The sequence below is a fragment of the Microbacterium sp. TW_SC_2 genome, assembly GCF_055361165.1.
Genome location: NZ_CM143952.1, coordinates 319201 through 336671, shown reverse-complemented (window position 1 = coordinate 336671; position 17471 = coordinate 319201). Strand labels below are relative to the sequence as shown.

Sequence of the window (17471 nt, the reverse complement as noted above, 5' to 3'; positions counted from 1 at the left end):
CACCGGAAACAGAGAAAGGACACACCATGTCCCGTGACCAGTACACCTTCGTCAACCCCGCCGAGCTCTACTCGGACATCTCGCCCGAGAAGCAGGAGATGCCGGAGCCCGGCCTCGACGCCGATCTCACCCCGAAGGCCGACCTCGGCGAGAAGACCTACCGCGGCACCGGACGCCTGACCGGGCGCAAGGCGCTCATCACCGGCGGGGACTCCGGCATCGGTGCGGCCACCGCGATCGCCTTCGCCCGCGAGGGCGCCGACGTCGCGATCTCCTACCTCCCCGAGGAGGAGGAGGACGCCACCCGCATCGCCGGCATCCTCCGCGAGGCCGGGGCGACCGTCGCGACCCTGCCGGGCGACCTCCGGGACCCCGAGTACTGCCGCGCCCTCGTCGCCGACGCCGTGTCGGCGCTCGGCGGGCTCGACATCCTCGTCAACAACGGCGGCAAGCAGGTCTTCCAGGAGACTCTCGGCGACATCACCGACGAGCAGTTCGACGACACGTTCAAGACGAACGTCTACGCGATGTTCTGGATCACCAAGGCGGCGCTCCCGCATCTGCCCGCGGGCTCGGCGATCATCAACACCACGTCGATCCAGGCCTACTCCCCGTCGGACATCCTGGTCGACTACGCCTCGACGAAGGCAACGATCAATGCCTTCACGAAGGGTCTGGCTCAGCAGCTCGCCCCGCAGGGCATCCGCGTGAACGCCGTGGCACCGGGTCCGATCTGGACCCCGCTGCAGCCCAGCGACGGACAGCCGCAGGAGAAGATCGACAGCTTCGGCGAGGACACCCCGCTCGGGCGCATGGGACAGCCGGCGGAACTCGCTCCGGCGTACGTGTTCCTGGCTTCCGCGGAGTCGAGCTACGTCGTCGGCGAGACGCTGAACGTCAACGGCGGCATGCCGACTCCCTGACGGTCGACGCATCGTCCCGCTCCGACTCCGGGGGGCGTCGGAGCGGGATCACAGGCCGGGGGCGCCGAAGTGGGGCGCTCCCGGTGCAGTACCCGGGTGCGGTCACGCGAGGGCGGGCGGCCACACGCCGATCAGCACCGCCATCACCAGCACGGTGACGAGTTCGTGTCCGATGTTGAGGGTCGTGAGCGAGGTCGGCCGCCCTTCGAACGCGTCGTGCGTGATGAAGCGTGCCGCGGTGAAACCGGCCCAGAGGGTCACCGCCGTCACGATCGTGCCCCAGAAGAACGGCCCGCCGTAGAAGTGCCAGGCGATCGCGGATGCCCCGGCCAGCACCCACGCCGTGACGAAGCTCACGATCACCGTCGTGACGATGGGCAGGAGCGCCGTCGAGGCCGGGCGATCCATGTCGACGTTCGCGAGCTTCGCCCAGCGCGTGCCGAACACCTTCGGCGTGTACCAGATCGTGCCGACGAGCATGCTCGACGCGGTCGCGAGCAGCACCGCCCAGTAGTTGATCTCGGGAACCATGATTCCTCCTCGATTCGGATGCGGTCAGGCTACTCCCGCCCTCTCGCCGAGCGGCCCCTCTTTGTACGAGCGCCCCCTCTTTGTGCAGATTCAGAGGGGCCGGTCGCACAGAAAGGGGCCGGTCGGCGAGAGGGGTGGTGGAGGAGAGGGAGGCGGGGGATGCGTTGCTGCAAGCGCTTGCAGTAGCGTGGGGGCATGACCCAGCTTGAGCAGATCGCAGCCCCCGGTTCCGAGTGGTGGCGCAGCGCCGTCATCTACCAGATCTACCCCCGCTCGTTCGCGGATGCCTCGGGCGACGGCATCGGCGACCTGCCCGGCATCACCGCGCGGCTCAACGCGCTGCAGGACCTCGGCGTCGATGCGATCTGGCTCAGCCCGTTCATGACGAGCCCGCAGCGCGATGCCGGATACGACGTCGCCGACTACCGCGACGTCGACCCCCTGTTCGGCACCCTGACCGACTTCGACGAGATGCTCGCCCAGGCGCACGCGCGCGACATCCGGGTGATCGTCGACCTCGTCCCGAACCACTCGTCCGCCCAGCACGCGTGGTTCCAGGCCGCTCTCAAGGCCGCCCCCGGGAGCCCCGAGCGCGCGCGCTACATCTTCCGCGACGGCCGGGGCGAGAACGGAGAGCTCCCGCCCAACAACTGGGAGTCGGTGTTCGGCGGTGGCATGTGGGAGCGCGTCGTGGAGGCCGACGGCACCCCCGGACAGTGGTACCTGCACATCTTCGACCCCACCCAGCCCGACTTCGACTGGAGCAACGAGGAGGTGCGCGAGGAGTTCCGCTCGATCCTGCGCTTCTGGCTCGACCGCGGTGTCGACGGCTTCCGCGTCGACGTGGCCCACGGCATGATCAAGGCCGACGGCCTGCCCGACTACACGCCCCCGATCGACGCCGACTCGATGGGCGGCGGCGAGGCCCACGTGCCGTACTGGGGGCAGGAGGACGTGCACGACATCTACCGCGACTGGCACACTCTGCTCGCCGAATACGACGGCGACCGGGCGCTGTGCGGCGAGGCCTGGCTGCCGACGCTGAAGAAGACGGCCCTGTGGGTGCGCCCGGACGAGATGCACCAGACCTTCAACTTCCCCTACCTGCAGACCTCGTGGAACGCGGACGAGCTCCGCGACGTCATCCGCGAGTCGCTCGACGAGTTCGGCGCGGTCGGCGCCCCGAGCACCTGGGTGCTGTCGAACCACGACGTCGTGCGCCATGCCACGCGTCTCGCACTGACCGCCGACAACCCCCAGGGCGAGGGCATCGGACCGAACACTCCGGACAAGCCCGACACCGCGATCGGTCTGGCCCGCGCCCGCGCGGCGACGACCCTGATGCTCGCGCTCCCGGGTTCCTCCTACCTCTACCAGGGCGAGGAGCTCGGCCTGCCGGAGGCGATGGAGATCCCCGACGCGTTCCGTCAGGACCCCACCTGGTTCCGCACCAACGGCGAGCGCTACGGACGCGACGGATGCCGGGTCCCGCTGCCGTGGACGGCGGAGGGCGCCGCCTTCGGCTTCAACGACACGGGACGCTCGTGGCTGCCGCAGCCCGCCGAGTGGTCGGCCTACGCCCGCGACGTCGAGGAGGGCGACCCGACCTCGACGCTCTCGCTGTACAAGCAGCTGCTCGCCACGCGCCGCTCGTACGGCTTCGGCAGCGGCTCGCTGGTCTGGGAGGACGCCGGAGCGGAGGCGATCGCGTTCCGCCGCGGCGACGTGCACGTGCTCGTCAACCTCGGCTCGGCGCCGCTCGACCTGCCGACCGGTGCCGAGATCGTGGTGCGCAGCCAGCCCTTCGAGGGCACCGCGCTGCCGGTCGACACGGCCGTCTGGTACACGCAGGCCTGAGCGCATCTCCTCCGTCCGGTCGCGAGCCCGCCGTCGGTCGCCGCAGCGGCCGACCGGGATCGCGACCGGGACGAGGACGGACGGAGGACCGTGATGGCGAGCATCGACGAGGTCGCCCGGATGGCCGGGGTCTCGACGGCGACCGTGTCGCGCGCCCTGAGCGGACGCGGGCAGGTGTCGGCGGCGACCCGCGCCCGCGTGCAGTCCGCGGCATCCGCGCTGGGCTACGTGGTCTCCTCGCGGGCGTCGAGCCTGGCATCGGGACGCACCCGCAACATCGGGGTCATCGTGCCGTTCCTGGACCGCTGGTTCTTCAGCACCGTGCTCTCGGGCCTCTCCGCGGCGGCGATGCGCCAGGGCTACGACATCACGCTGTACAACATCACGGCCGACCGCGCGGTGCGCCGCGAGGTGTTCGACACGTTCCTGCGCCGGCAGCGCGTGGACGCCGTGATCGCGGTGTCGATCAAGCTCGACGACGACGAGACGCAGCGGCTGCTCGGCCTCGGGCTTCCCGTGGTCGCGATCGGCGGCCCGCATCCGCGACTCGACACGCTCATGGTCGACGAGGTCGCGGTCGGGCGGGCGGCGACCGCGCACCTGCTGCAGCTCGGCCACCGCATGATCGGACACATCGGTGCGAGCCCGGAGTTCGACGGGGACTTCCGTGTCCCCACTCAGCGCCGCGAGGGTTTCGCGCAGGCGCTGGCCGGAGCCGGGCTCGCGCCGGAGCCGACGCTGCTCGAGCTCGCGGACTTCACGATCGAGGGCGGATATCGCGCCGCCACCCGGATGCTCGCGCGCCCCGGCGTGCGTCCGACCGCGGTGTTCGCGGCATCCGACGAGATGGCGATCGGTGCGATGCTCGCCGCGCGCGATCGAGGCCTCCGGGTGCCGGAGGACCTCTCGGTCATCGGCGTGGACGGCCACGAGCTCGGGGCGTTCTTCCAGCTCACCACGGTGGACCAGTTCCCGCTCGGCCAGGGCGAGCGGGCGGCGGATGCCGTGTGCGCGCGCCTCGCCGACCCGGATGCCGCGCGCGGGCCGATCATCCTGCCGTCCGCGCTCACCGTGCGCGGATCGACCGCCGCGCTGTAGCGGATCTCGGATTCTGCACGTCTCGCCGCCATACTGGGCCGATGGATGCGCTGAACGACTTCGTGGTTTTCGCCGGCGACAAGCTGTGGACGTGGGCCGTACTCCCCCTCCTGCTGGGCCTGGGCCTGTACTTCACCGCCCGGTCGGGCGTGGTGCAGTTCCGCATGATCCCGGACATGTTCCGCACCCTCACGAACAAGACGCCCCGCACCGCGAGCGGTGAGCCGCAGTCGGTCTCGGCCTTCCAGGCGTTCACGATCTCGGCGGCCTCCCGCGTCGGCGTCGGCAACATCGCCGGTGTCGGCACCGCGATCGCGATCGGCGGACCCGGGGCGGTCTTCTGGATGTGGACGATGGCCTTCATCGGCGGCGCTTCCAGCTTCATCGAGTCGACCCTCGGCCAGGCCTTCAAGGTGCGCGACCCGGAGGGCTTCCGCGGCGGCCCGGCGTACTACATGCAGCACGGCCTCAAGGCCCGCTGGATGGGGATCATCTTCGCCTGCGTGCTCATCCTGTGCTTCCCGCTTTCGTTCAACTCCCTGCAGGCCAACACGATCAGCGCGACCATCTCCGGCAGCTTCGGCGGCGAGGTGACCTGGATCCCCTGGGTCGTCGGCGGCGTCCTCGCCCTCCTGACGGCGCTGGTGATCTTCGGCGGTCTGCGCCGCATCGCGAGCGTGACCCAGGCGGTCGTGCCCGCGATGGCACTCATCTACCTGCTCCTCGGTCTCGTGATCGTCGGCATGCACTTCGACCGCCTCCCCGAGGTCTTCGCCTCGATCTACACGCAGGCGTGGGGGACGCAGGAGGTCGTCGGCGGCACGATCGGCGCGATCATCATGGTCGGCGCGCAGCGCGGCATGTTCTCGAACGAGGCCGGTCTCGGGTCGGCGCCGAACGCGGGCGCCAGCGCAGCCGTCACGCACCCGGTCAAGCAGGGGCTCGTGCAGACCCTCGGCGTCTACTTCGACACGTTCCTGATCTGCTCCATCACGGCCTTCATCGTGCTGGTCGCGACCCCGGATCTCGCCGACGCCGAACGCGGCATCGTGCTCACGCAGAACGCGTTGGTCAGTTCGCTCGGCTCCTGGTCGAACATCCTGCTCAGCGTCATCATCTTCCTGCTGGCGTTCAGCTCGATCATCGGCAACTACTACTACGGCCAGTCGAACATCGAGTTCATCAACGCCAAGCCCGTCGTCCTCACGATCTTCCGCACAGTCGTCGTCGCGGTCGTCTTCCTCGGATCGATCGCCTCGGCCGACCTCATCTGGAGCACGGCCGACGGCATCATGGGCGTGATGGCCCTCGTGAACCTGATCGCCATCGCCCTGCTCTCCGGCATCGCGTTCAAGCTGCTCCGCGACTACTCCGAGCAGCGGCGGGCCGGGCTCGACCCGGTGTTCACCCGGGCGCGGCTGCCCGAGGTGACCGGCATCCAGTGCTGGGACGACGAGCTCAGCGTGACCGGACCGATCCCGGTGCACGAGGGGCGCCGCTCGACGCGCGCCTGATCCCGGGGCGCCGAGGCGCCCGGGTGCCTCAGAGGCTGTCCAGGCGCGCGAGGAACTCGTCGGCCATGTCGACCTGCGCGGCGAGCTTCTCGCGCCGGATCCGCGCTTCCTCGCGGATCTCGGTCAGCCGGGCGCGCAGGTCGGTGCGCTCCTCGCGCTCGAGTGCGTCGACCACGTGCAGCAGGGCGCTCATCTCGTCGAGCGTGTACCCGAGCGGCTTCATGCGGCGCACGATCAGCAACCGGGCCACATCGCGATCGGTGTAGAGGCGGAAGCCTCCGTCGGTGCGCCCCGACGGGATGACCAGGCCGATGTCCTCGTAATGACGCAGCGTCCGCAACGACAGCGACGTCTGCTCGGCCACCTCGCCGATGCGCATGGTCTTCACCTCGGTCACGATCCCGCCCTCCCGATTCGCCCACAAACCTCACGTTACGTTAGAGTCTGTGTCGAGCGCGGCATCCGCACTCGCCCCCATTCTTCCGTGTCCGGGCTGTCCGGCACCTGCGCATCCGCGCGCACTCCCCCCATCGCTCCGCCGCGAGCCGTCCCAGGAGGACCCATGACCGCCATCACTCCCCCGCGCGACAGCGCGTCCCGATACCGCATCGAACCCACCGTGCTGCAGGCACTGCGCAGTCCGCGCCTGCTGACCCGTGAGGTGCTCGCCGGACTGGTCGTCGCCCTGGCCCTGATCCCGGAGGCCATCGCGTTCTCCCTGATCGCGGGCGTCGACCCGCGGGTGGGACTGTTCTCGTCGTTCATCATGGCCGTCGCGATCGCCTTCCTCGGCGGCCGGCCCGCCATGATCACCGCCGCGACGGGCGCGATCGCGCTCGTGATCGCGCCCGTCGCCCGCGAATACGGCATGGACTACTTCATCGCCACCGTGCTGCTCGGCGGCGCGATCCAGATCGTGCTGGCGGTGCTCGGCGTCGCGAAGCTCATGCGCTTCATCCCCCGCTCCGTCATGGTCGGGTTCGTGAACGCGCTCGCGATCCTGATCTTCATCGCCCAGCTGCCGCAGCTGTTCGACGTGCCGTGGCTGGTGTATCCGCTCGTCGCGGTCGGACTCGTGATCCTGTTCCTGATGCCGCGCCTGACCAGGGTGGTCCCCGCTCCGCTCGTCGCGATCGTGCTGCTGACCGGCGCCGTCGTCGTGTTCGGCTGGAACGTGCCCACCGTGGGCGATCAGGGCGAGCTGCCGCAGAGCCTCCCCGAGCTCTTCCTCCCGAACGTGCCGCTGACGGGCGAGACCCTCGCGATCATCGCGCCCTACGCGCTCGCGATGGCCGCAGTCGGTCTGCTCGAGTCGCTCATGACCGCCAAGCTCGTCGACGACATCACCGACACGCACTCCCGCAAGACCCGCGAGGCCTGGGGCCAGGGCGCGGCGAACATCCTCTCCGGCGCCTTCGGGGGCATGGGCGGGTGCGCCATGATCGGGCAGACCATGATCAACGTGAAGGCCTCGGGTGCCCGCACGCGGATCTCGACGTTCCTCGCGGGAGTCTTCCTGCTGATCCTCGTGCTCGCCCTCGGCGACGTCGTCGCGGTGATCCCGATGGCGGCTCTGGTCGCCGTGATGTTCCTGGTGTCCTTCGCGACCTTCGACTGGCACAGCATCCGCCCGGCCACCCTCCGGCGCATGCCCAAGAGCGAGACCGCCGTCATGCTCATCACGGTGATCGCGACGGTCTGGACCCACAACCTCGCGATCGGCGTCGTGCTCGGCGTGGTCGCCGCGATGATCATGTTCGCCCGCCGCGTCGCGCACTTCACGACCGTCACCCGCACGCTCGGCGCCGACGACACCGCGCTCTACACGGTCGACGGCGAGCTCTTCTTCGCCTCGAGCAACGACCTCACGACGCAGTTCGCGTACGCCGACGACCCGGCGCACATCGTGATCGACATGAGCGGCTCGCACATCTGGGACGCCTCGACGGTCGCCGCACTCGACGCCGTCGTGACCAAGTACGAGCACCGCGGCAAGACGGTCGAGATCCGCGGACTCAACGACACCGCCTCGGCCCTGCACGCCCGCCTCTCCGGGCGCCTCGACGGGGGTCATTGACCCCGCGCGCCCAGCAGCCCAGCGGGGTCACCCCCGCTGCGCGTTCACAATTCAGGACGAATCGGCGTTCGCGGCCCCGAAACCGCTGTTCTCGAGCCCGCGTCGCCGTTTCCGACTGAATTGTGAACGCCATCAGCCGCCGATCGACGCCGCCCGGGCTGCGGTCAGGCGTCGCCGTCGGACGGCAGGGCGTGGAATCGCCGATCCAGGTACACCAGGGGCCGCCCCTGGGGCCCGGTGAGCACCTCGAGCACCTCGGCGATCACGACGGTGGAGGTGCCCACCGCGACCGTCGTCATCGCCCGGCACCGCAGGGCGGCGCGCGCGTTCGGCAGGTAGGGCTCGCCGGTCGGAAGCGCCTCCCAGCCCTGATCCGGCGTGAACCGTTCCGAGCCGCTCACCGCGAACCGCAGCGCGAGCTCGGAGTGCTCGTCATCGATCAGGTGCACCACGAAGCTCCCGGCGGACAGGATCGCCCCCGCGCTCCCGGTCGCGCGCGTGACCGAGAACACGATCGCGGCGGGATCGACAGCCACCGAGGCGACACTCGACGCCGTGAGGCCGACGGGCCCTTCGGGGGTGGATGCCGTGATGATCGCGACGCCCGCCGGATGCGTGCGGAACGCCGCCTTCAGCCCTTCCCCGACGGGGCTCGGCACCGGGGCCTGAGGCTCGCTCATTCCGCGGCCGCCTGAGGAGGGAGGACGGAGATCACCGGGTGGTCGAACGCGTACACGCCGACCTTCGCGGCGCCGCCGGGCGATCCGATCTCGGAGAAGAACTCCACGTTCGCCGTGTAGTAGTCCTGCCACTCCTCGGGCAGGTCGTCCTCGTAGTAGATCGCCTCGACCGGGCATACGGGCTCGCAGGCGCCGCAGTCCACGCACTCGTCGGGATGGATGTACAACGAGCGTTCCCCCTCGTAGATGCAGTCCACGGGGCATTCGTCGATGCAGGCACGATCCTTCACATCGACACACGGCAGGGCGATCACATAGGTCATCAGGCAGCTTTCCTCGGGTACATCAACCGTAAGACCTCACGTACGCTTGAGGTCAATCCGGCACGGCGGGGAAGGAATCTCATGAGCTCCGAGGCAGGCGAGGGAACCGCCGCGCACACCGCCGACGAGCCCCTCACGATCGGCGAGATGACGCGCCGCACGGGTGTCGCGGCCTCGGCTCTGCACTTCTACGAGAGCCTCGGGCTGATCGCCTCGACCCGCAGCGCGGGCAATCAGCGCCGCTTCGCCCGCCACATGCTGCGGCGCGTGTCGCTCATCTCGGTCGCCAAGCGCCTCGGCATCCCGCTCGCCGACGTGCAGGCCGCCTTCGCCGACGTGCCCCTCACCGAGACGCCGACCCACGACGACTGGCAGCGGGCCTCCCGCCGCTGGAAGCGCGAGCTCGAGAAGCGTCGCGAGGGGATCGAGCGACTGGAGCGCGAGCTGACCGGATGCATCGGCTGCGGCTGCCTCTCCATGAAGGCGTGCGGACTGCTGAACCCGGACGATGCGCTCGGCAGCCGGGGCGTGGGTCCGCAACGGCTGCGCGACGCGCCCGCGAGCTGAGTCGCGACGCTCTCGGTGAGAGGCGCCGCGACCGCGGCTCACGGGCGCTCCGCGGTCAGTCGACGAGGAAGCCCGCCGCGAGCAGTGATTCCTCCCGCGAGGACGGTCCCACCAGCAGCTCGAAGGCCCCGGACTCGACGATGCGGTTCCCCGCGGCGTCCACGATCGAGCAGTCGGCGACCGGCACCTCCACGCGCACGGTCTCCGAGGCCCCGGGCGCGATGTCGACCTGGCGGTAGGCCTTGAGCTCGCGATCGGTCCAGCTCACACTCGTCACGGCATCGCGCACGTACACCTGCACGGTCTCGCGCACCGGGCGCTCGCCCGTGTTGGTCACCGTGACGTGGCCGACCACGACGTCGTCGCGCCCCACCGAGGTCCGCTCGATCGCGAGGTCGGAGTAGGCCACGGTGGTGTATGACAGCCCCTCCCCGAACGCCCACGCGGGCGACTGCGTGAGATCCGCGTAGCGGTCGCCGTGCTGCCCGCGGATCTGGTTGTAGTACGTGGGCTGCTGCCCCACGTGCCGGGCGAACGAGATCGGCAACCGCCCGGAGGGCTCCACCGCCCCGGCGATCAGCTCGGCGAGCGCACGACCGCCCTGCATGCCCGGGCTCGCGGCCCAGATCACGGCGGCAGCGCGGGCGACGGATGCCGGGAGCACCAGCGGCTTCGAGGCCAGCAGCACCACGACCACGGGCGTCCCGGTCGCGATCACGGCATCGAGCAGGGCGATCTGCCCGCCGATCAGCTCGAGCGTCGCGGTGGAGCGCCCTTCGCCGACGAGCTCGATCCGGTCGCCGACGACGGCCACCACCACGTCGGCGTCCTCGGCGGCGGCCACGGCCTCCGCGATCATCGCCGCATCCGGTTCGCACGCCCGGATCACGGGCGGGCGGGGCTGACCGTCGGGGAACAGCGCGCCCTGCGGGTCCTGCTCCAGGGTCAGGATGTCGGCCCCGCGCGCGTGCGCGATCGACCAGCCGTCGATGTCGCGCAGGCCGTCGAGCACGGTCTTGATCATCTCGCGCGGCTGCCCGTCGAGCCAGCCGGCCTGACCGGAGCCGCCGGCCCAGTCGCCGAGCTGCGTCTGCGCGTCGTCCGCCAAGGGTCCGACCACGGCGACCTTCGTCGGCGTCGCGGCGTCGAGCGGCAGCGTGCCGTCGTTCTCGAGCAGCACGAGCGAGCGGCGGGTGATCTCGAGGTTCAGCGCGGCGTGCGCGGCACTGCCGACCACGGCATCCAGCTCCGTGCCGGGCAGCCGCGGGTCCTCGAACAGGCCGAGCTCGAACTTGAGGGTCAGGATGCGCGCGGCCGCGGCGTCGAAGGCGTCGTCGGCGAGCATCCCCTGCGCGACGGCGTCCAGCGCCCCCTCGAAGAACCGGGGCGTGGTCATGATCATGTCGTTGCCGGCGCTCACCGCGGCGGCCGAGGCGTGCGTGTAGTCGGGCTGCACGCGCTGCTCCCACACCATGCGCCCGACGTTGTCCCAGTCGGTGATGAGCGTGCCGGTGTACCCCCACTCGCCGCGCAGCACATCGCTGAGCAGCCAGTCGTTGGTCGTGATCGGCACGCCGTCGGTGGTCTGGTAGCCGAGCATGAACGTGCGACAGCCCTCCCGGGCGACCCGCTCGAAGGGCGGCAGGAACCACGAGCGCAGCTTGCGGCGCGAGATGTCGGCCTCGCTCGCATCCCTCCCGCCCTGCGTCTCGGAGTACCCGGCGAAGTGCTTGGCGGTCGCGAGGATCGCGGTCGGGTCGTCGAGCCCGTCGCCCTGATAGCCGCGCACCATCGCGGAGGCCATCTCGCCGATCAGGAACGGGTCCTCACCGAAGGTCTCGTCGATGCGTCCCCAGCGCAGATCGCGCGCGATGCAGAGCACGGGCGAGAACGTCCAGTGGATGCCGGTGATCGCGACCTCCTCGGCCGTCGCCCGGGCGACGCGCTCGACGAGCTCCGCATCCCACGAGGCGGCCATGCCGAGCTGCGTCGGGTAGATCGTGGCGCCGGGCCAGAAGGAGTGCCCGTGGATGCAGTCCTCCGCCACGAGCAGCGGGATGCCGAGGCGCGTCTGCGCCGTGAGCTCGTTGGCGCGGAGGATGCGCTCGGGGGAAGTGTGCAGGATCGACCCGGCGTGGCGGCGCAGGATGTGGTCGTCGAGATCGTCGCGCGCGTCGAGCTGCAGCATCTGCCCCACCTTCTCCTCGAGCGTCATGCGTCCGAGGAGATCGGCGACGCGCTCGGGGATCGTGAGGGCGGGGTCCTGATAGGGCAGGGCCGTGGTCAGAGTCGGAGAGGTCATCACTTCATGTTCTGTGTCGTCGGGGCGTGCGGGGTGTTCTTCTGCGGCGGGTTCTCGGAGGCCGGCGCGACGCTGCGCACCGCGGTGACGGCGTCGTTCACGTTCAGCCCCTTCTTCTTCATGGCCCTGGCACGCTCTCCCGCCGATCGCAGCCGCGGGTTGACGTACTCGTCGATCCCGAAGTTGATCAGCGAGAGGGCGACGCCCAGGATCGCGATGCAGAGCCCGGCGGGCACGTACCACCACCAGTAGTTCGGGAATGCGCCGTTCTGCTGCGCCCAGAACAGGATCGTTCCCCAGTTCAGGTTGCTGATCGGGATCACGCCGATGAAGGCGAGAGTGGTGAGCCCGAGCACGGCGGCGGTCACCGTGCCGACGAAGCTCGAGGCGATGATCGCCATCAGGTTCGGCAGCATCTCGACGAAGATGATCCGCCGCAGCGGCTCTCCGTTGGCGCGGGCGGCCTGGATGAAGTCGCGGTTGCGCAACGACATCGTCTGCGCGCGCATCACGCGCGCCCCCCACGCCCATCCGGTGATCGCGAGCACGGCCGCGATCAGCACGAGCGGCGGGTTCTCGAACTGCGAAGCGACGATGATGATGAGCGGCAGGCCGGGGATCACCAGGAACACGTTCGTGAGCGCCGACAGCGATTCGCTGCGCCAGCCCCGCGTGTAGCCCGAGACCACGCCCATGATGACCGCGATGAACGTGCCCATGATGCCGGCGAGGAAGCCGACGACGAGCACGCCTCGGGTGCCGTAGATGATCTGGCTGAACACGTCCTCGCCCATGTGGGTGGTGCCGAGCAGGTGCGCCCACGACGGTCCCTGACGCAGCGCCGAGTAGTCCTTCTCGAGGGGGCCGTAGGGGGCGATCAGGTCGCTGAAGACCGCGACCAGCACGAACACCCCGAGGATGATGAGACCGGTCAGCGACTTGCGGTTGCGGAACATCGCGAAGGCCGCGGTGAACTGCGACCAGAACGACTTCTCCTTCGGCGGGCGCACGGCGGGCGTCTGCAGCGTGGACGTCTCGGGCACTCCGGCCCGGGCCGCACCGGACTCTGCTGAGGGGGAAAGGGTCATCTCAGGCCTCCGACTGACGGGTCCGCGGATCCAGCACCGCATAGGCGATGTCGGCGAGGATGTTGGCGATCAGCACCGCCATGGTGATGATGAGGAACAGCCCCTGCATGAGCGGGTAGTCCTTCGCGTTGGTCGCGTCGAGCAGCAGCTTGCCGACCCCCGGATAGGAGAACACCATCTCCATCACGATCGTGCCGCCGACGATGAAGCCGATCGACAGCGCGAAGCTCGACAGCTGCGGCAGCACGGCGTTGCGGGCCGCGTAGCGCCAGAGCACCCGCTTGTTCGGCATGCCCTTGGCCTGCGCGACGGTGATGTAGTCCTCGTCGAGCACGGTCAGCATCATGTTGCGCATCCCGAGGATCCAGCCGCCGAGCGAGGCGATGATGATCGTCAGCACCGGCAGGGCGCCGTGCGCGATGACCTGGCCGATGAAGTCGAGCGTCCACTCCGGCCGCGCCCCCTTGTCGTAGGCGTGCGAGGCGGGGAACCAGCCCAGCGTCGTCGAGAGCACCGCGATCGCGATGAGCCCGAGCCAGAAGTAGGGCACGGTGCTGAAGAACGTCGAGATCGGGACGATCACGTCGGCGCGGCTGCCGCGGCGCCATCCGATCACCGCACCGGTGGCGGTGCCGATCAGGAACGACAGGATCGTGGCCACGCCGACCAGGCCGAGCGTCCAGGGCAGGGCGGAGGCGATCACGTCGCCGACCGGGGCGAGCCCGTTGGAGAACGAACGCCCCAGGTCGCCGCTGAACAGCAGCTGCCAGTAGTCGAGGTACTGCTGCCACACCGAGGTGTTCTGGTCGAGGCCGAACAGGATGCGCAGGGCGCGCTCGGCCTCGGGCGTGATCTGTCCGGCGTTCTTCTGCATGTAGGCCGTGACCGGGTCACCCTTGAGCAGGCGCGGCAGGAAGAAGTTGATCGTGATGGCCGCCCAGGCGGTGAAGAGGTAGAAGGCGGCACGGCCGGCGATGAAACGGAACGGGATTCTCATTCGGCTCCTCCGAACGGTCGGGGCGCCGCCGAGGAGAAGTGCTTCTCCGGGTCGGGGGATGCCGCGCGCAGCTCGCGCGTGTACTCGTGCTGGGGGTTCAGGATGACGTCGTCGGCGGGGCCGTGCTCGACGACCTTGCCGTGGTGGAGCACCATGATCTCGTCGCTGAAGTGCCGGGCGGTGGCGAGGTCGTGCGTGATGTAGAGCACGCCGAGTCCCTCCTCGCGCTGCAGGTCGGCGAGCAGGGTCAGCACGCCGAGACGGATCGAGACGTCGAGCATCGACACGGGCTCGTCGGCGACCAGCAGGGCGGGCCGGGACGCCAGAGCGCGGGCGATCGCGACGCGCTGACGCTGGCCGCCGGAGAGCTCGTGCGGGCGGCGGTCGATCACGACGTCCGGGTCGAGCCGCACCCGCTCCAGCAGCCGGCGTACCTCGGACTCGACCTCGTCGCGGGGGACGACGGCGTCGAGACGCAGCGGACGCTCCAGGTGGTAGCGGATGGAGTGGTACGGGTTGAGCGAGGCGAAGGGGTCCTGGAAGACCATGCGCAGCTGCTGCCGGTACCGGCGCAGACCTCGGCCGTGGCGCGGGATCGGCGAGCCGTCCAGCAGCACCTGACCGGAGGTGGGGGTCTCGAGCTGCGTGAGGATCTTCGCGATCGTCGACTTGCCGCTGCCGGACTGGCCGACCAGGGCGATGGTCTGCCGGTCGCGCAGCGTGAAGCTGACGTCGTCGAGGGCGAGCAGCGGAGCGGCGCCGCGCACGGAGTAGCGCTTGGAGACGTGGCGGAATTCGAGCAGCGTCATCGGACCAGCACCCCCCGCTCGCCGGTGAGGCGGGGGAACGAGGCCAGGAGCTTGCGCGTGTACTCGTGCTGCGGGCGCTCCCACAGGTCGCGCGCGGTCGCGAGCTCGACGATCTCGCCCTCGCGCATCACGGCGATGCGGTCGCTGATCTCGAGCAGCAGCGGGAGGTCGTGCGTGATGAAGATCACCGAGAAGCCGAACTCGTGCCGCAGCTGGGAGATCTGGCGGAGGATCTCGCGCTGCACGAGCACGTCGAGCGCCGTGGTGGGCTCGTCCATCACCATCAGCTGCGGGCGGAGGGCGAGCGCCATCGCGATCATCACGCGCTGGCGCATGCCGCCGGAGAGCTCGTGGGGGTACGAGCGGATGCGGTCCTTGCCGACCGCGACCAGCTCGAGCAGCTCCTCCGCGGCGGCGCGGCGCTCGCGGCGGCTGAGCTGCGGCCGGTGCACCTCGAAGACGTCCTCGAGCTGCGCGCCGATCGTCGCGACCGGGTTCAGGGCGTTCATCGCACCCTGGAAGACCATCGAGACCTTGTCCCAGCGGAAGCGCTGCATCTCGTCGACGCCGAGGGTGTTGATGTCGACGTCGACGCCGGAGGCATCGTGGAAGGTCACGTCGCCGCTCGTGATGACGGCCGGGGCGCGCAGCAGACGCTGCACGCCGTACGCGAGCGTGGTCTTGCCGCATCCGCTCTCGCCGGCGAGTCCGAGGATCTCGCCGCGCTGCAGGGTGAGGGTCACGTGCTTCACCGCTTCGACGGGCGGGTCGACGTCATACGCGACCGAGAAGTCGCGCACGCTGAGGAGGGGGTCAGACATGGGAGTTCGCTTTCGGGGGGACGGCCCTTCGTCTCGCTCCGCTCGCTCAGGAAACGAGCGAGCGGAGCGAGACGAGCGGGTCACTCGGCGGGGGTGAGCTTGGTGAGGATCAGCGGCACGGTGACCTGCGTGGGGTCGGCCGTGGCGTACTGGTCGTCCTCGTTCGGCCACCCGACGTAGTTCCGGGTGTTGTACTCGCCCAGGTAGGGGTGCGTGCCCACCGGGATCACCGGAACCTCCTCGACGAAGATCTGCTGCAGCTCCTCGAGGGCGGCCGTGCGGTCCTCATCGGTCGACGCGGTCGCGTAGGTGTTCAGCAGCTCGGTCGCCCGCGGGTTCTCGTAGCGGCCGAAGTTGTAGTCCACGTCGTCGCCGACCAGCAGCCAGCGGCCGTCCATGGTGTCGGAGTACAGGTCGTACGGCGTGGTGCCGCTGTCGGTCCAGTGCATGATGGCGTCGAAGTCGCCGGAGCGCTTGTTGGCCCACCAGGTGTCGGCATCCGGGGTGTTCACCTTGGCGTCGGCGCCCAGGGTCTCCTTGACCTGGTCGGCGATCAGGCTGATGCCGGTGACGTAGTCGTTCCAGCCCTGCGGGACCTCGAGCGTGAACGAGACCGGCTCGCCGTCGGGGTCGATCAGCGCGTCGCCGTCCCAGGTGTAGCCGGCATCCTCGAGCAGCGCCTTGGCGCCGTCGACGTCGATCGAGAACTCCTCTCCCTGGTAGTCCGGGGCGATGTACTTCTCGCCGACCGGCGTCGGCAGGCCGGTGACGCTGGTGAGCACGGGACCGGCGTTCTCGCGCGCGATCTCGGTGTGGGCCGGGCGATCGATCACCATGTTGACGGCCTGGCGGAAGGCCACGTCGTCGAAGGGCTTCTTCTGGTGGTTCAGGAAGAGCACGTCGGGTGCCATCACATTGGCCGCCCAGAACACGTTGTGCTCCGGGTCCTTGTCGACGAACGCGCCCTGCACGTCGGGGATGAACGCCTGCGCCCAGTCGGCGTCACCGTTGGCGAGTGCCGTGGTGAGCGCCGTGTTGTCGTTGTACGAGATGTAGTAGAGCGTGGGCACGGCGAGGTCGCCGCCCCAGTAGTCGTCCCGCGCGTCCATCGTGACGGACTGGCTGCTGAAGCTGTCGAGCGTGTACGGCCCGGTGCCGACCGGCTCGGGGTTCTCGAACGTCGTGGGGTCGTCGACGTCGGCCCAGACGTGGGCGGGGACCATCGAGATGTGCAGCACCTGCGCCTGCTTGACGAACTTCGACTCCGCGAACGAGAGCACCACGTCATCGCCGTCCTTGACGACGTCGGTCAGCTGCAGGTTGCCGGTGTCGAGCGCCGGGGTGTTGCGGATCAGGTCGAACGTGAACACGATGTCGTCGGCGGTGAAGTCCTCGCCGTCGTTCCAGGTCACGCCCTCACGCGGGGTGACGCGGAGCTGGGTGTAGTCGTCGTTCCACTCCACCTTCTCGGCCAGCCACGGGGTCGTCTCGTTCTCGCCGACGAGGTTGACCATCGCGAGCGGCTCGAACAGGACGTTCTTGTAGCCGAGCTTGTTGGCCGACGAGTCGCCGATCCACGGGTTGTTCGACTCGGTGGTGATCGCGCCGTCGGGCTTCGCGATCGTGAGGGCGGGCGATTCGCCGTCGCTGTCGTTCGAGCCGCCGCCGGACGAGCATCCGGCGAGGACCGAGACGCTGAGGGCGGAGACCGCGGCGACCACGATCAGAGACTTTCTGAGCTTCATTGCTTCTCCTTGGCACGGGTCATTGTGCTGCTGCGCGTCCGGACGAGGTCCGGCACTGTGTGATTTGCTTACTGTCGAGAAAGTAAGCTTACGTGAGGTTACCCACTGGTAAGTAAGATGGCAAGCGCAGCATGACGAT

The 17471-nt window shown here is 69.5% G+C and carries 16 protein-coding genes; 6 read left to right on the top strand and 10 right to left on the bottom strand.

The window, feature by feature from the left end; translation table 11 throughout:
* The first annotated feature begins 26 nt into the window (after positions 1 to 26).
* Entirely contained in the window at positions 27 to 923 is an 897-nt protein-coding gene (locus ACWA14_RS01670; protein WP_463795714.1) for an SDR family oxidoreductase, read from the top strand.
* Positions 924 to 1025: 102 nt separating this feature from the next.
* Here the strand turns inward: ACWA14_RS01670 and ACWA14_RS01665 are convergent, their stop codons facing one another.
* Positions 1026 to 1454: a DUF1761 domain-containing protein gene (locus ACWA14_RS01665; RefSeq protein ID WP_463795712.1), complete on the bottom strand. Its 429-nt coding sequence runs from the start codon at positions 1452 to 1454 to the stop codon at positions 1026 to 1028.
* Positions 1455 to 1649: 195 nt separating this feature from the next.
* On the opposite strand from ACWA14_RS01665, the gene ACWA14_RS01660 reads away from it, so the two are divergent.
* The 3 genes from ACWA14_RS01660 to ACWA14_RS01650 all read left to right on the top strand — a co-directional run bounded on the left by ACWA14_RS01660 (position 1650) and on the right by ACWA14_RS01650 (position 5923).
* Positions 1650 to 3311 (top strand): glycoside hydrolase family 13 protein, encoded by a 1662-nt coding sequence (locus tag ACWA14_RS01660; RefSeq protein ID WP_463795711.1) that lies wholly within the window; start codon positions 1650 to 1652, stop codon positions 3309 to 3311.
* Between the two features lie 93 nt (positions 3312 to 3404).
* Positions 3405 to 4409, top strand: a complete 1005-nt coding sequence (locus ACWA14_RS01655) for a LacI family DNA-binding transcriptional regulator (RefSeq protein WP_463795710.1) — start codon at positions 3405 to 3407, stop codon at positions 4407 to 4409.
* Positions 4410 to 4450: 41 nt separating this feature from the next.
* On the top strand, positions 4451 to 5923 hold the full coding sequence (locus ACWA14_RS01650; RefSeq protein ID WP_463795709.1) for an alanine/glycine:cation symporter family protein: 1473 nt from the start codon (positions 4451 to 4453) through the stop codon (positions 5921 to 5923).
* Between the two features lie 28 nt (positions 5924 to 5951).
* On the opposite strand, the gene ACWA14_RS01645 is transcribed toward ACWA14_RS01650, so the two are convergent.
* Positions 5952 to 6302, bottom strand: a complete 351-nt coding sequence (locus ACWA14_RS01645; protein WP_463797473.1) for a MerR family transcriptional regulator — start codon at positions 6300 to 6302, stop codon at positions 5952 to 5954.
* Between the two features lie 183 nt (positions 6303 to 6485).
* Between ACWA14_RS01645 and ACWA14_RS01640 the strand changes: the two genes are divergently transcribed.
* Complete coding sequence (locus tag ACWA14_RS01640) at positions 6486 to 8000, top strand: SulP family inorganic anion transporter (protein WP_463795708.1); 1515 nt, start codon at positions 6486 to 6488, stop codon at positions 7998 to 8000.
* Between the two features lie 164 nt (positions 8001 to 8164).
* Here the strand turns inward: ACWA14_RS01640 and ACWA14_RS01635 are convergent, their stop codons facing one another.
* On the bottom strand, positions 8165 to 8680 hold the full coding sequence (locus ACWA14_RS01635; RefSeq protein WP_463795707.1) for a flavin reductase family protein: 516 nt from the start codon (positions 8678 to 8680) through the stop codon (positions 8165 to 8167).
* Positions 8677 to 9003: a ferredoxin gene (gene fdxA / locus ACWA14_RS01630; RefSeq protein ID WP_463795706.1), complete on the bottom strand. Its 327-nt coding sequence runs from the start codon at positions 9001 to 9003 to the stop codon at positions 8677 to 8679. The genes ACWA14_RS01635 and fdxA overlap by 4 nt, the downstream gene beginning before the upstream one ends.
* Before the next feature lie 81 nt (positions 9004 to 9084).
* Between fdxA and soxR the strand changes: the two genes are divergently transcribed.
* Positions 9085 to 9570 carry a redox-sensitive transcriptional activator SoxR gene (soxR, locus tag ACWA14_RS01625; protein ID WP_463795705.1) on the top strand — a complete coding sequence of 162 codons (486 nt, stop codon included), beginning with the start codon at positions 9085 to 9087 and terminating at the stop codon, positions 9568 to 9570.
* A gap of 55 nt (positions 9571 to 9625) precedes the next feature.
* Here soxR and ACWA14_RS01620 read toward each other — a convergent pair whose 3' ends face one another.
* The 6 genes from ACWA14_RS01620 to ACWA14_RS01595 form a co-directional block, all read right to left on the bottom strand.
* Positions 9626 to 11872: an exo-beta-d-1,3/1,6-glucosidase gene (locus ACWA14_RS01620; RefSeq protein WP_463795704.1), complete on the bottom strand. Its 2247-nt coding sequence runs from the start codon at positions 11870 to 11872 to the stop codon at positions 9626 to 9628.
* Positions 11872 to 12960, bottom strand: coding sequence for an ABC transporter permease (locus tag ACWA14_RS01615; RefSeq protein WP_463795703.1), 1089 nt, complete (start codon positions 12958 to 12960; stop codon positions 11872 to 11874). The genes ACWA14_RS01620 and ACWA14_RS01615 overlap by 1 nt, the downstream gene beginning before the upstream one ends.
* 1 nt (position 12961) lies before the next feature.
* The gene (locus tag ACWA14_RS01610; RefSeq protein ID WP_463795702.1) at positions 12962 to 13957 is read right to left on the bottom strand and encodes an ABC transporter permease; all 996 of its coding nucleotides are present in this window, start codon (positions 13955 to 13957) and stop codon (positions 12962 to 12964) included.
* On the bottom strand, positions 13954 to 14766 hold the full coding sequence (locus ACWA14_RS01605; protein ID WP_463795701.1) for an ABC transporter ATP-binding protein: 813 nt from the start codon (positions 14764 to 14766) through the stop codon (positions 13954 to 13956). The genes ACWA14_RS01610 and ACWA14_RS01605 overlap by 4 nt, the downstream gene beginning before the upstream one ends.
* Positions 14763 to 15587: an ABC transporter ATP-binding protein gene (locus tag ACWA14_RS01600; RefSeq protein WP_463795700.1), complete on the bottom strand. Its 825-nt coding sequence runs from the start codon at positions 15585 to 15587 to the stop codon at positions 14763 to 14765. Before ACWA14_RS01600 ends, ACWA14_RS01605 begins: the two co-directional genes overlap by 4 nt.
* Positions 15588 to 15667: 80 nt before the next feature.
* Positions 15668 to 17332 carry an ABC transporter substrate-binding protein gene (locus tag ACWA14_RS01595; protein WP_463795699.1) on the bottom strand — a complete coding sequence of 555 codons (1665 nt, stop codon included), beginning with the start codon at positions 17330 to 17332 and terminating at the stop codon, positions 15668 to 15670.
* Positions 17333 to 17471: the final 139 nt, after the last annotated feature.

What these genes read in the sequence shown, in the direction of transcription:
- ACWA14_RS01650 (WP_463795709.1), top strand. Translation starts at nt 4,451, where the DNA reads ATGGATGCGCTGAACGACTTCGTGGTTTTCGCCGGCGACAAGCTGTGG.
- soxR (WP_463795705.1), top strand. Translation starts at nt 9,085, where the DNA reads ATGAGCTCCGAGGCAGGCGAGGGAACCGCCGCGCACACCGCCGACGAG.
- ACWA14_RS01595 (WP_463795699.1), bottom strand. Translation starts at nt 17,332, where the DNA reads ATGAAGCTCAGAAAGTCTCTGATCGTGGTCGCCGCGGTCTCCGCCCTC.
- ACWA14_RS01610 (WP_463795702.1), bottom strand. Translation starts at nt 13,957, where the DNA reads ATGAGAATCCCGTTCCGTTTCATCGCCGGCCGTGCCGCCTTCTACCTC.
- ACWA14_RS01660 (WP_463795711.1), top strand. Translation starts at nt 1,650, where the DNA reads ATGACCCAGCTTGAGCAGATCGCAGCCCCCGGTTCCGAGTGGTGGCGC.
- ACWA14_RS01635 (WP_463795707.1), bottom strand. Translation starts at nt 8,680, where the DNA reads ATGAGCGAGCCTCAGGCCCCGGTGCCGAGCCCCGTCGGGGAAGGGCTG.
- ACWA14_RS01655 (WP_463795710.1), top strand. Translation starts at nt 3,405, where the DNA reads ATGGCGAGCATCGACGAGGTCGCCCGGATGGCCGGGGTCTCGACGGCG.
- ACWA14_RS01645 (WP_463797473.1), bottom strand. Translation starts at nt 6,302, where the DNA reads ATGCGCATCGGCGAGGTGGCCGAGCAGACGTCGCTGTCGTTGCGGACG.
- ACWA14_RS01620 (WP_463795704.1), bottom strand. Translation starts at nt 11,872, where the DNA reads ATGACCTCTCCGACTCTGACCACGGCCCTGCCCTATCAGGACCCCGCC.
- ACWA14_RS01665 (WP_463795712.1), bottom strand. Translation starts at nt 1,454, where the DNA reads ATGGTTCCCGAGATCAACTACTGGGCGGTGCTGCTCGCGACCGCGTCG.
- ACWA14_RS01600 (WP_463795700.1), bottom strand. Translation starts at nt 15,587, where the DNA reads ATGTCTGACCCCCTCCTCAGCGTGCGCGACTTCTCGGTCGCGTATGAC.
- ACWA14_RS01605 (WP_463795701.1), bottom strand. Translation starts at nt 14,766, where the DNA reads ATGACGCTGCTCGAATTCCGCCACGTCTCCAAGCGCTACTCCGTGCGC.
- ACWA14_RS01615 (WP_463795703.1), bottom strand. Translation starts at nt 12,960, where the DNA reads ATGACCCTTTCCCCCTCAGCAGAGTCCGGTGCGGCCCGGGCCGGAGTG.
- ACWA14_RS01640 (WP_463795708.1), top strand. Translation starts at nt 6,486, where the DNA reads ATGACCGCCATCACTCCCCCGCGCGACAGCGCGTCCCGATACCGCATC.
- ACWA14_RS01670 (WP_463795714.1), top strand. Translation starts at nt 27, where the DNA reads ATGTCCCGTGACCAGTACACCTTCGTCAACCCCGCCGAGCTCTACTCG.
- fdxA (WP_463795706.1), bottom strand. Translation starts at nt 9,003, where the DNA reads ATGACCTATGTGATCGCCCTGCCGTGTGTCGATGTGAAGGATCGTGCC.